This is a genomic window from Pseudidiomarina tainanensis (assembly GCF_900115255.1).
GTDB classification, from domain to species: Bacteria; Pseudomonadota; Gammaproteobacteria; order Enterobacterales; family Alteromonadaceae; genus Pseudidiomarina; species Pseudidiomarina tainanensis.
In genome coordinates this window covers 251,876-263,979 of sequence record NZ_FOYU01000003.1, presented here as the reverse complement: position 1 = coordinate 263,979, position 12,104 = coordinate 251,876, and the positions used below count along the sequence as shown (strand labels likewise).

The 12,104-nt window shown below is 48.9% G+C and carries 14 protein-coding genes; 1 reads left to right on the top strand and 13 read right to left on the bottom strand.

Annotated features, from left to right (window positions below):
* Positions 1-10 precede the first annotated feature (10 nt).
* Positions 11-1,207: a flagellar hook-associated protein FlgL gene (flgL, locus tag BM292_RS09865; RefSeq protein WP_092858084.1), complete on the top strand. Its 1,197-nt coding sequence runs from the start codon at positions 11-13 to the stop codon at positions 1,205-1,207.
* Positions 1,208-1,300: 93 nt separating this feature from the next.
* On the opposite strand, the gene fliR is transcribed toward flgL, so the two are convergent.
* From fliR to fliF, 13 genes are read right to left on the bottom strand one after another with little or no spacing between them, the layout of a single operon-like run.
* Positions 1,301-2,080 carry a flagellar biosynthetic protein FliR gene (gene fliR / locus BM292_RS09860; RefSeq protein ID WP_092858082.1) on the bottom strand — a complete coding sequence of 260 codons (780 nt, stop codon included), beginning with the start codon at positions 2,078-2,080 and terminating at the stop codon, positions 1,301-1,303.
* Between the two features lie 11 nt (positions 2,081-2,091).
* Positions 2,092-2,361, bottom strand: coding sequence for a flagellar biosynthesis protein FliQ (gene fliQ, locus BM292_RS09855; protein WP_055439886.1), 270 nt, complete (start codon positions 2,359-2,361; stop codon positions 2,092-2,094).
* 9 nt (positions 2,362-2,370) lie between these two features.
* Positions 2,371-3,114, bottom strand: a complete 744-nt coding sequence (gene fliP, locus BM292_RS09850) for a flagellar type III secretion system pore protein FliP (protein WP_092858080.1) — start codon at positions 3,112-3,114, stop codon at positions 2,371-2,373.
* The gene (fliO, locus tag BM292_RS09845; RefSeq protein ID WP_092858078.1) at positions 3,114-3,485 is read right to left on the bottom strand and encodes a flagellar biosynthetic protein FliO; all 372 of its coding nucleotides are present in this window, start codon (positions 3,483-3,485) and stop codon (positions 3,114-3,116) included. Before fliO ends, fliP begins: the two co-directional genes overlap by 1 nt.
* Positions 3,482-3,886, bottom strand: coding sequence for a flagellar motor switch protein FliN (gene fliN / locus BM292_RS09840; RefSeq protein ID WP_092858076.1), 405 nt, complete (start codon positions 3,884-3,886; stop codon positions 3,482-3,484). Before fliN ends, fliO begins: the two co-directional genes overlap by 4 nt.
* Positions 3,876-4,997, bottom strand: a complete 1,122-nt coding sequence (gene fliM / locus BM292_RS09835) for a flagellar motor switch protein FliM (protein WP_092858074.1) — start codon at positions 4,995-4,997, stop codon at positions 3,876-3,878. The genes fliN and fliM overlap by 11 nt, the downstream gene beginning before the upstream one ends.
* 42 nt (positions 4,998-5,039) lie before the next feature.
* Positions 5,040-5,531 carry a flagellar basal body-associated protein FliL gene (gene fliL / locus BM292_RS09830; protein WP_092858072.1) on the bottom strand — a complete coding sequence of 164 codons (492 nt, stop codon included), beginning with the start codon at positions 5,529-5,531 and terminating at the stop codon, positions 5,040-5,042.
* A gap of 35 nt (positions 5,532-5,566) precedes the next feature.
* Complete coding sequence (locus BM292_RS09825; protein ID WP_092858070.1) at positions 5,567-6,814, bottom strand: flagellar hook-length control protein FliK; 1,248 nt, start codon at positions 6,812-6,814, stop codon at positions 5,567-5,569.
* A gap of 16 nt (positions 6,815-6,830) precedes the next feature.
* Positions 6,831-7,277, bottom strand: a complete 447-nt coding sequence (gene fliJ / locus BM292_RS09820) for a flagellar export protein FliJ (protein WP_092858068.1) — start codon at positions 7,275-7,277, stop codon at positions 6,831-6,833.
* Positions 7,274-8,647 carry a flagellar protein export ATPase FliI gene (fliI, locus tag BM292_RS09815; RefSeq protein ID WP_092858066.1) on the bottom strand — a complete coding sequence of 458 codons (1,374 nt, stop codon included), beginning with the start codon at positions 8,645-8,647 and terminating at the stop codon, positions 7,274-7,276. Before fliI ends, fliJ begins: the two co-directional genes overlap by 4 nt.
* A complete protein-coding gene (locus tag BM292_RS09810; protein ID WP_092858064.1) occupies positions 8,640-9,326 on the bottom strand; it encodes a flagellar assembly protein FliH in 687 nt (228 codons plus the stop codon). The genes fliI and BM292_RS09810 overlap by 8 nt, the downstream gene beginning before the upstream one ends.
* Positions 9,310-10,350 (bottom strand): flagellar motor switch protein FliG, encoded by a 1,041-nt coding sequence (gene fliG / locus BM292_RS09805; RefSeq protein ID WP_245751909.1) that lies wholly within the window; start codon positions 10,348-10,350, stop codon positions 9,310-9,312. Before fliG ends, BM292_RS09810 begins: the two co-directional genes overlap by 17 nt.
* Complete coding sequence (gene fliF, locus BM292_RS09800; protein ID WP_092858062.1) at positions 10,334-12,097, bottom strand: flagellar basal-body MS-ring/collar protein FliF; 1,764 nt, start codon at positions 12,095-12,097, stop codon at positions 10,334-10,336. Before fliF ends, fliG begins: the two co-directional genes overlap by 17 nt.
* Between the last annotated feature and the right edge of the window lie 7 nt (positions 12,098-12,104).

The following is a 12,104-nucleotide window of genomic DNA, read 5'->3' as shown; positions in this document are numbered from 1 at the left end:
AGTTTAGATTATGCGAATTAGCACTCTCACTATGTACAACCAAAGCGTGTCATCGATGAATCGGCAGCAGACCGAATTCATGAAAATTGGTCAGCAAATTGCCAGTGGTAAGCGCATCGTGAACATTTCAGATGATCCGCAAGCCATGACGCAAGCGATTAACATCGGGCAATCAAAAGCTGTTTCCAGTCAATTCAGCGATGCGCGCGTTGGTGTTCGTAATGCCCTTGCGCAAGAAGAGAGCGTATTAAACTCGGTCAATGATGTGTATTCGCGAGCGAAAACACTCATGGTACAGGCGTCGAGTGACACTTTATCTGATGCCGATCGCGCTTCGGTTGCGAGCGAAATTCGTGGGTTGTATGAATCGTTAGTTGGCTTGGCCAATACACGTGACGGTAATGGGCGCTATTTATTCGGCGGCTATCAAGATGACACTGCGCCGTTTGTGCGTGATGTGAATGGTAATGTCGATTACGTCGGCAATCCAAACGTGCGTGAGCAACAAGTTGATGGTGACCGACGGATGGCGATTGGTCATTCAGGTGATGAAATTTTTCGCTCGGTGCATGGCAGCGCCACTTATCTAGCTGATGCCGGCATGACGAATCAAGGCACTATGCAATTTAACGGGATTAATATCGTCGATTCTAATCACCCGGATTTTGGTCTGGCCTATGATATCGAATTTGCCGACAACGCTGGGCAAATGCAGTACCGCGTAAACGGTGGTGCATGGGCGGATTATAATGACCCAAGTGCGATTGGTTTAGGCGGTATCGAAGTGGAGTTGGAAGGAATGCCTGCCACAGGTGATACGCTTCGTGTGGCGCGCGGGCAAGACAGCAATATGGATATTTTTCGCAGCTTCGAAAAAGCCTTAGCGGTACTTGATAATCCAGCCAACACCGGCGCTGAAAAAGCCCAACGCACGAATACCATGCGTACGGTGATGCGTGAGTTTGATAACGGTATGGATAATGTACTGACTACCCGCGCTGAAGTGGGCGCTCGTTTAAATGAGCTGGACGCGCTGGACACGATTGGTGGCAATCGCACCTTAGCGTACGAACAGGCATTGTCTGATTTGGTTGATTTGGACTATGTGGAAGCGGCGTCGCAATATAGTGTGCGGATGGTTGGTTTGCAGGCGGCACAAAAGGCGTTTGTGGACATGAAAGACATGAGTTTGTTTAAGTTCCTTTAAAAACAACTACGATATTAGCTATTAGATATTAGATATTAGAACGGTTGTTTTGCGCTCTTCCTAATATCTAATAGCTAATATCGCTTTTGTAGTTTACATGGCGAGGAGGACTTGCTCGACCATGTCGAGGCCGAGGCGGAATAGGCGCTGAAGATATCCGCCGAGCTCGGTTGTTAGTACCGTCATTAATATGAGACCGAGTGTTAGCGACATTGGGAAACCAACCGAGAATACGGTCAGCTGTGGCGCAGAGCGGTTCAAGATGCCAAGCGTTAGGTTCACAATGAGTAGGGCACCAAACACCGGCAATGCGAGCAGAATCCCCGAGCTAAAGACTACCATGCCAAAACGCGCGACTTGTTCAAATGCACCCGCATTCAAACCGAGTGTGCCAATCGGCAAAAACTCAAATGAACGCGCAAGAATTTCCAGCATAATTAAATGCCCATCAATCGCTAAAAACATGAGAATTGCGAAGGTATAGAACACCCGCGAAAGAATCATCGTGTTAGCGCCACTATCAGGCGAAAAGAAGGTAGCGAAGGCTAGACCCATTTGTAGGCCGATATACTCACCTGCAGCCTGTACGGCGGCAAATACCACCTGAACCACCAGGCCGATGGTGACACCAATAATAATTTGCTCAACGATAATGCCGAAGCTGGCCCAGGAAAATAAGGGAATGTCGGGTAATGGCGGTAATATCGGCGCAATAATCACACTAAAAATGAGGGCTAAACCCAATTTGACTTGGTTGGGGATGCTGGAGTGACTGAAAACCGGAGCAATAAGTAGTAGCCCAGTAAAGCGGCAAAACGGCCACAGAAATAGGCTTATCCATTCTTGCAGTTGCGCGAAAGTCACCGTAATCATGCGCGACTCCGCTATTGAATCATCGACGGAATATTGGTGAATAGCCGTGTTGTAAAATCAATAATGAGTTGCAGCAAATAGGGGCCAATAAGCACTAAAACCGCGAGAACGCCTAGAATTTTCGGAATAAAACTCAAGGTCATTTCGTTAATCTGCGTTGCCGCTTGAAACAAGCTGATGAGCAAGCCCAGTAGCAATGCAGTGAGCAACAATGGGCCGGCAAGGTACACGCACAATAGCATGGCTTGGTAGGCAATGGTCATGACCGTTTCGGGTGTCATTATCGCCTCCTACACATAGAAACTGGCTGCAAGAGAGCCAATGAGCAACTGCCAACCATCAACGAGCACAAACAACATGAGTTTGAACGGCAGTGAGATAGTCGCTGGCGGCACCATCATCATACCGAGAGCCATCAGTACACTCGCCACAACTAAGTCGATAATCAAAAACGGAATAAAAATAGTAAAACCAATTTGAAACGCGGTTTTCAGTTCGCTGGTCACAAACGATGGCACTAAGACATGGAACGGCACGTCCTGTGGTGTTGCAATAGGACCAACATTAGCCAAGTTAGCGAACAGAGCTAAATCAGGTTCGCGAGTTTGCGCAAGCATAAATTCACGCAGTGGGCCGGAGGCGAGCTCTAAAAATTGCGGGAAATCGATACTGTCTTGGCTAAACGGTAACCAAGCAATGTCATATATTTGGTTAAACACCGGCGCCATAATAAAAAATGTGAGAAATAGCGCAAGGCCGAGTAATACTTGATTCGGCGGAGCCGATTGCGTTCCCATCGCAGTTCGCAATAAACCAAAGACGATGATCAAACGAACGAAGCAGGTCATCATGAGCATGACGGCCGGTAAAAATGTCAGACTCGTCAAAAATAGTAAGGTTTGAAGCGACAACGACCACTGTTGTCCACCGTTTTCAGTCGGCTCTACCAAAACACCAGGAATGGATTGAGCAAAGGCTTCAAAAGGCAAGCCGAGCGTCACGATGATTAACGATAGAAACCAAACACGACGCATTAGTTTGTCTCTTTCGATGTGTCTGAGGTATTTTTATTGAGAGCCTGTTGCAATCGAGTGGCAAAGCTATTCAGTTGCGGTTCAGGGCGCTCTTGGGCCGGCATTTCATGGAGTTTGGTGATGTTGCCGGAAGCCACGCCAAGTACCAGCCAAGTGTCTTTCAGCTCGACAATAACAACGCGTTCTCGTTGCCCGACCGATACCGAACCCACCACGCTCAGTAGTTTCGAATGCCCCAACGATGTGCCATTTAATTTACGAAACAACCAAGCGCACAGCAAAATAATACCGATGATTAAAATCAGCACTACTGTTACTTGGCCGAGCAGTGCAAGGCCGCTATCTAGCTCTACCGCAGTTGGTTCGTTCATCGATTTAACTTTTGTACTCGTTCAGAAGGCGTCACAATTTCGGTAATGCGAATACCGTATTTATCATCTAAAACAACGACTTCGCCCTGTGCAATCAGGTAGCCATTGATAAGAATATCCATCGGCTCCCCAGCTAAACCGTCTAATTCGACGACAGAACCTTGGGCTAATTCGAGTAATTGCTTGATGGTGATACGCGTACGCCCTAGCTCAACGCTCAATTTCACCGGAATATCCATGATGATATCCAGCTCATTCATGGAGCCTGCTTGTGCGGTATTTTCTAGCGGTTTAAACACACTATTCGCATTCTCGTCAGGCGCTGCATCAGCTTGTTCTTCGAGTGCATCTGCCCAAGGGTCTTGCTCGTTATCTGGGTTTACTTTGTCGTTATTCGTCATCAGAGGGCTCCTTCGCACGCAAAGGGGTAAATATACCGCCTTTATTTCGTTCCCGTAGCAGTGATTGCGGGAAACGATGATTTTCAAGTAATCGCATCACTTTAAGTGCGCGGTTATTATTCAAGCTGCCAAACTCACATTCCATAATTGGCAGGGCATTTACCGTTGCCGTGACCGTATCCGGCAGTTCAATTGGCAGAACATCGCCAGGTTTGAGTGACATCACTTGCGGAATGCGCATGGGAATATCCACAAAGTTAGCAATGAGTTCTACGCTAGAGGCTTGTAGCTCATGAGTAATGCGCTGGCGCCAAGCTTTGTCGTTACTATTGCCGCCAATGTCAGCGCGCAAGTTCGTCAGCTTGTCGCGCAAGGGCTCAACCATGGCGTAAGGCATACAAATCTTGAAATGACTGTCTAGGTTACCCACTTCAAGATGGAACGTTGTGGTCACCACGATTTCACTTGGTGAACTGGTAATCGCAGCAAACTTCGGCTGCATCTCTGAGCGCACATAACTGATTTCCAGCGGGTGCACGGCACGCCAAGATTCTTGATAGGCGTCAATCGCCAAATTCAATACACGATTGATGATGCGTTGCTCTGTGCCGGTAAATTCACGCGCTTCGTTACGCGTCATGAACCGACCGTCACCACCAAATAGATTCTCAACAATCATCGACACCATGGCGTGAGGAAATACTACGAGCGCACTGCCACGCAACGGCTTCATCGAAATAATATTGAGGTTTGTTGGCGTGGGTGTTGCGTCGGCAAAGTCGCTGAAACGTTGGTATTTAACCGACTCAACCGAAATGTCTGCATTACGGCGCAACAAATTGAACAAGTTCATGCGAAACTGTCGAGCGAAGCGCTCGTTGATCACTTCAAGCGTATGCAAACGCTCACGCACAATACGTGCTTGCGAACCTGGGTCAAAAGGTTGCTGCTTCACTTTTTTGCGCTTTGGCTTTTGAGTCAATGCATCAATACCAGCATCAACACCCAACGGCGCTGTACTCGAGGCATCAGCTTCAGCATCATCGTCGGTCGCTATGCCCGCCAATAATGCATCAAGCTCTTCTTGTGACAGTTGGTGTCCGTTACTCATGTGCTCTCTTTAAAATGTGTTCAATCACGCTTTTTACAGTGATTACTGAACAATGAATTCAGTAAATAAAACATCGTTAATGGCGACTGCTTCTTCGCCTTGATACGGCGCACTTAGCGAGTCCATGATGCTTTTCGCTAAGATTTTTTTGCCTTCCGATTGCGTGATGCTCTCGGCTTCTTGACCCGATAGTAAGACCAACAAACGATTGCGAACTTGTGGCATGTTTTTCATGAGTTCGGCTTTAACTTTCTCGCTCGGCACTTCCAGTGTTAATCCTGCATACAACAGGCGCGGACCGAACTGATCGCTCTGTAGATTCACTGTAAACGGAGAGATAGCTACAAAAACTGGATCAGTTGGCTCAGGTTCTGCTTGTGCAGAGCCCATGGCTGAAGCTGCCGCTAAGTTTCGCGTATCCCACAGTAAGTAAGTGTTGAGACCAATAAGTACCAGCATCAAAACTAGAATAATGAGCATGAGCGAGGAATTATTCCCGCCGTTTGCTACCTGTGTGTCGTTTTTACGCGCCATTTGCTTATCCTTTAATTAGTTACCAACGTACGCCTTTACGCAAAGGTGTCGACTTGACCGTTATGAGCGGCGGCAGTATGCCGAGAATTTACGCCCATGTCAGTATTCTCGGCCGATTCTGAATTTTCTACAGTGCTTTTGTTGGTATTTTGCTCATTTTGTTGCGCGTTAGCTGTCCATTGCTGAGCTTGTTGGCGTGCGTGTTGTTGCATAAATTGTTGGCTCTGATCACTCACCTGCGAGTCACCAAGCTGAATACCTTGGTTGGCAAGCGCGTCGCGCAATGTCGGCATCGCCTGCTCGAGGGCGCCGCGGACATGCTGACTATGCGTGAGAATATTCAGTTGTGCAGTCGAATCATCCATGCGCAGTTGCACTTGTAACGGGCCTAGCTCTGCCGGATGCAAACGTAACGTCATTTCATTTTGATTGTGCATGACCATTTGCATCACGTTTTGTTGTAACTGATTGGCCCAAGCTTGGCTCCCTACCGGTGTTGCCATGGTTGCGGTGGCCGCTGTCGTGCTTGGTGTTGCGACTGGCGCCTGTGCGCCTTGCGTAACTGGTGCGTCAATCATGACGATACTGGCAGACATGGCAGACGACGTTAGAGTACTTCCGGCAGTGGGTGTTGGTGTTGCGCTCGTTGGCGCTAGTCGACTTGTGTCAATTGTCGCTTTCGTATCAACTTGCTTTAATTCTGCAGATAATTGCTGCGCAGTCTCAGGTTTAATCTGTTGTTGATTGAATTGTTGCGGCTCATTTACGCCCGCCGGAGTAGACAATGTCGACGCAATGACGTTTGCTGATTTAACGTTATCTGCTTTCAGTATCGCTTGATTCAATTGCTGAGTTGATTGCTTGGCGACAGCGGATTGTTGCTGATTGACTTGCGGCATAGCTTGAACGACTGACTGTGTCGATTGTATGGCATTAGGTGCTACGCCATTAATAGCCGTGGCCTCAGGCATGACCTGAGCGCTAGGAGCTTGTGGCTGAAGCTGTTGTAATTGTGACAAAATTTGCGCGAGAGCTTCTGGCGTCAAATCTTGTTCTAATCCTATTTCCTCGAGCAGCTGCGGATTCTCACTGTTTTGCAAGTTTGCTGCGAGTTGCTGTAATTGCGCTGCTGAGGGTGCTTGGTCAAGCTCTGCGGTCGGTGATTGCAAGGCAGCAAAAAGGGCGGCAAAGCCGGTTGCCGGCGCGTTACCATCAGAGGCGGCTGGTGCACCTTTCGCGTTAGTCTGGGTGGTCGTCATTAAATTATTAAAATTAACCATCATGCTCACCTTGTTTCTCCTATCGCAGCCCGCGCTGACGCATGTACATAGCCAACGACAATTCGTCAGCTAATTTTTGCTCGCGCTTCATCGCGATTTTCACTTCAGCTGCCTGTTTACGGTCAACTAAGGTTTCATAAGACGCCAACTTACGTTGCTTGGTCTGCCAAAATTGTTGGCTTTTATCTAATTTGGTTTCTTGATCCACTAAGGCGTTTTGCGCCCGTGTAACGGCGCTATCTAAACTGGCTAAAAACTGTCGGTAGTTACTCAGTAAATTACTCGCAATACCGTTTTGCATTTGCTGTTGAAGCTGCACTGCGTAGTCGTTTCGATACTGTTGTAGCGTTTGCAGTTGCAGCGCAATCTTCTGCTTATTCTGACGCTCTTCAGCTAATAATTTTGCTGCTTCGTTACGCGCTTTCTCGGCCTGTTCGGTTAAATGTGCAAGTACGACGGTGTTCATGACGAGGTACCTCCAACTAGTTCAGTCAACCGTTGCTGCGCTTGCGCAAAAGCGGATTGTTCGGTCATTTTTTGCTGTAAGTAAGCTTCGATTTGCGGAAACTTCTGCACCGCTTGATCCAACAATGGGTCATGACCGGGGCTATAGGCGCCGACACTAATAAGGTCACGGTTCCGCTGGTAAACCGAGAATAACTTCTTCAGTCGCTGGGCTTGTTGCTGTTGTCCAAGCGTTGTCACGGATGGCATCACGCGGCTAATTGAAGCTTCAACATCAATAGCTGGGTAATGACCACTTTCAGCTAAGTTGCGTGACAAGACAATGTGGCCATCGAGAATCGCTCGGGTTGCATCGGCAATCGGGTCTTGTTGATCATCGCCTTCGGTTAAAACGGTATAAAAAGCGGTAATCGATCCGCCGCCTCGAATGCCATTGCCGGTGCGCTCAACAAGCGCCGGAATTTTTGCAAATACGCTCGGCGGATAACCCTTGGTTGCTGGTGGCTCACCGATAGCTAAAGCAATTTCACGCTGCGCCATAGCAAAGCGGGTTAATGAGTCCATGATAAGCAGCACATGTTTGCCTTTATCACGAAAATCTTCGGCTAAACGGGTGGCATACGATGCACCTTGTAAGCGTTGTAAGGGCGAGGCGTCAGCTGGCGCGGCAACAACCACTGAGCGCGCCATGCCCTGTTCACCAAGTATGTGATCGATAAATTCTTGAACTTCGCGACCACGCTCACCAATCAGCCCAACCACAATCACATCGGCTTTGGTAAAGCGAGCCATCATGCCAAGTAAAACTGACTTGCCGACCCCAGAGCCAGCAAACAAACCCATGCGTTGCCCGCGGCCGACGCTTAATAAACCATTGATTGCGCGGATACCCACGTCAATTGAAGTATCAATTGGCGCGCGTAACATTGGGTTGATGGTTTTTGTAGCAAGATAGCCATATTCTGCTTGTTTCGGTAAGGGTTTGTTATCAAGTGGGCGACCACTGCCATCAAGCACGCGGCCAAGCAAACTCTCGCCCAATGGGAACCGACGGCTATCGTTATGACCATCGTTGAGCGGCATGACCCGCGCGCCCGGCACTAAACCCTGAACGGCATCCAATGGCATTAAATAAGTGACATCGCCGGCAAAGCCAACCACTTCAGCCTCAACCAATGCCTCGCCATGCTGCGGCATTTCAATCACACAACTACTGCCAACGGGCAGTTTTAAACCAACGGCTTCTAGCACCATACCCGTAGCACGCATCAAGCGACCACACATATACCATTGAGGTAATTGATGTAGACGTTGATTGACGCTGTTGAGCGTCAGTTGCCATTGGTGTAATTGATGCTGAGCGTTAGCCATGGCGACCTCGCAATTGATGCACAATGCGTTGCCAACGGGTCTCGATAGTGGCATCGAGTTCACCATTTGCACTGACTAAACGACAACCTCCGCGCTCCAACCGATCGTCGACACGTAACTTCCAGCCGACGGAGGAAATTTCTTGCTCTAAATGCTCTTTGACTAGCTCTAAATCCTCTGGATTAAGTAGCAGTACTGGTTTGTCGGTAAGCATTGGGTCTTCAAGCAAAATGGCACGAATTAACTCTAAAACTTGTTCTGGATTTGCGGCGAGCGCCTCGCCAGCAAGCTGACGGCCAACCGTTAATGCCAGTTGCAACAAGCTCTCAGAAAGGTGTGCATCCATTCCTTGTACAGCAGCGTCGGCTTCTTTTATAAGCTCACCGAGCGGCGTTAAAGCGGCTTTTAACTGAGCGTTGTACTCGGCAAGACCAGCCTCACGGCCAAGCTTTAAACCTTCCTCATGACCGGCTTGATAGCCCGCTTCTCGACCCGCTTTAAGACCTTCTTCATAGGCTTCTTGGCGTGCTTGTTCACGCAGTTGCCGTAGTTCACTTTGCTGCTCAAACTGAGCCTCATCAGCTTGCTGTTGCTGCACGGCATCGCGCCGTTGCTTCGCCGCCAACGGTTCCATATTCCAGCTACGCCATTGGCGATTGGTATTAGACGAAGGCATCATCACCACTACTCAAGACAATTTCACCCGAATCGGCCAATCGACGCACTACTTGCAGAATAGCTTTTTGTTCGCTTTCCACTTGTGAAACTCGAATAGGACCACGTGTTTCCATTTCTTCGCGAATAAGTTGCGCTGCTCGTTGCGACATGTTGCGTAAGAATTTCTCCACCAAACCATCGTCGGTACCTTTGAGTGCCACCACCAGCGAAGTGGTTTCGATTTGACGCAGGAGCACCTGAATACTGCGGTCGTCGAGGTCCATAAGATTTTCGAAGAGGAACATTTCGTCGACAATTTTTTGCGCCAACTCGTCGTTGTACGCACGAATATTTTCCAACGCTGTGTCTTCTTGACCAGCACTAAGCAAGTTGAGAATTTCGGCGGCAGTGCGCACGCCACCCATCTTGCTCCGTTTGAGTGACTGACCGTCGAGCATACCGCCGAGTACTTCGGTCAGTTCTTGTAAGGCAGCTGGTTGCACACCCGTAAACGTTGCCACACGTAATACCACATCATTACGTAAGCGCTCTTCAAATAATTCTAAGACACCGGCAGCTTGAGCGCGGTCTAAGTGAATTAGGATGGTTGCGATGATTTGCGGATGTTCGTCTTTGATCATTTCCGCTACTTCTGGCACATCCATCATATTCAGGGCATCAATACCGATACCCCCAACTTTGTGTTCAAGCACATCTTCAATCAGTGTATTTGCGCGATCTGAGCCGAGTGCTTTGGTCAGTACCGAGCGCACATAATCATCGTATTTGTCAAACGAAGGGGTATTAGCCAAGTCACTATGGAACATTTCCAGCACAGCTTTGATGTCTGCATGCGAAACGTCTGACAGCTTCGTCATTTCTTTACTGATTTTCTGAATCTGATTCGGCGGGAAATGTTTAAACACCTCAGCCGCTGATTCTTCCTCTAGCATTAACAACAGCAATGCCGTGCGTCGCATGCCAGTCATTTCTTTGGCGACGCTTTTATCCGTTTTGTTGTCGGTAGCGTTAGACGTGGTCATCATCGTTCATCCAATTTTGTAAAATGCGTGCGACTTGACGTGGATTGGTTTGGGCAATCTCTTTCGCTTTCGCTAACGCTTGGGTGTAGCTCTTGTTGTTGCGCTGCTCTGGCCAATGGAAGCTATCGCCCGATTCAGTCGTAGCGTTGTCGTCGGCCATGTCGCCATAACCATCACCTGCTTGACGGCGACGCTTGACCACGACTTCTTCCATGTCATCATCATCACCGACAACAGCGCGTAAGGTTCCTTTGCCATTGGTGGTTGTGCCTTCAGATACCGGCGCCGCGTGTACGTAACGCTTCATGATTGGGCGCAGGAGTAATAGATAAAGCAGCAGAATGCCAATGCCAGCCAACACATAACGCACGAGGTTTTGGGCCAGTTGCATCACTGCAGGCTGCTTGTACCAAGGTTCTTCAACAAGCGTTTCTTGGTTGTTGACAAACGGGCTGTTGACCACTTCAATTTGGTCACCACGTGCTTCTTGAAAGCCCATCGCTTGGCGCACCAAACGGTTGATATAGTCCAGTTCTTCGGCACTGCGTGGCACTAATTCTGGGTTGCCTTCCTCATCAAGGACGGTGCGATGGTTAATGACGACTGCAACAGAGAGGCGCTCAAGCTGACCACGTTGATGATCTACATGCTCCACAAAGCGATCGAGCTCATAATTCACTACTTGGTCTTGCTGAACAGCGCGCGTGCCGGTTGCCGCGGTTGTCTCAGTTTCATCACCTTCAGCGGTTGTTTCAATGGGTGATGGTTCGACGCCCGGCGGCGTATTGGTTAAGGCGCCGGGAACGCCCATTGCACCAGCCCCGCTGCCTTGTAAATTGGTATTACGCTGAATACTGCGAATGGCGGCGGTTTCAGGCGTTTGGTTCGGGCTATAACGTTCAGCGGTTGCTTCGCGTTTGGAAAAGTCAACCTGCGCCACGACCTGAGCTTTTATGTTTTCGCGGCCTAAAATTGGAATTAGAATGTTTTCAATGCGTTGTTGGTAAGAGCGTTCAACTTGTTGAATATAATCGAGTTTGGAACCACTCAAAGCATCATCGCGATTATTCTGCGAAAGTAGTGCTCCATATTGGTCAACGACCGTGACGTTGTCCGGAGTGAGTTCAGGCACGCTACTCGACACCATATGTATAATGGCTTGAACTTGACCATCGCCGAGCTTGCGACCCGGTTGTAAGGTCAGAATCACCGATGCTTTTGCAGGCTCACGCTCACGCACAAATACGGAAGCCTTCGCCATGGCGAGATGTACTCGAGCTTTTTGTACTGGCCCGAGTGATTCCATGGAGCTGGCTAGCTCACCCTCTAAGGCGCGCTGGAAATTCACCTGCTCGGCAAACTGGCTAATACCAAACGCTTGGTTATCCATCAGTGAAAACCCAGCGTTACCACCTTGCGGTAATCCTTGCTCTGCCATTTGTAAGCGCAATTTATGAACTTGTTCACTTGGGACTAAGATGGTACCCGCACTGTTTAACTGGTATGGAATTTGACGCGCATCGAGTTCACTGACAATTCGGCCGCCGTCAGCTTCACTCAAGTTGCTATACAACACACGATATTCTGGAGCGCTAGCCCACATCACTAACGCAAACACCAAACCAATAAATGCCGCACCACCAATTAACAATGGTACCAGTCCACTTTGTTTAAGCTTGTTCAGCCACTGCGCCGGCGCCGCGTTCGCGGGAGTTGGGCTGTTCATTGTTTGTGCTTGCGTTGCTTCCATTGGGTAT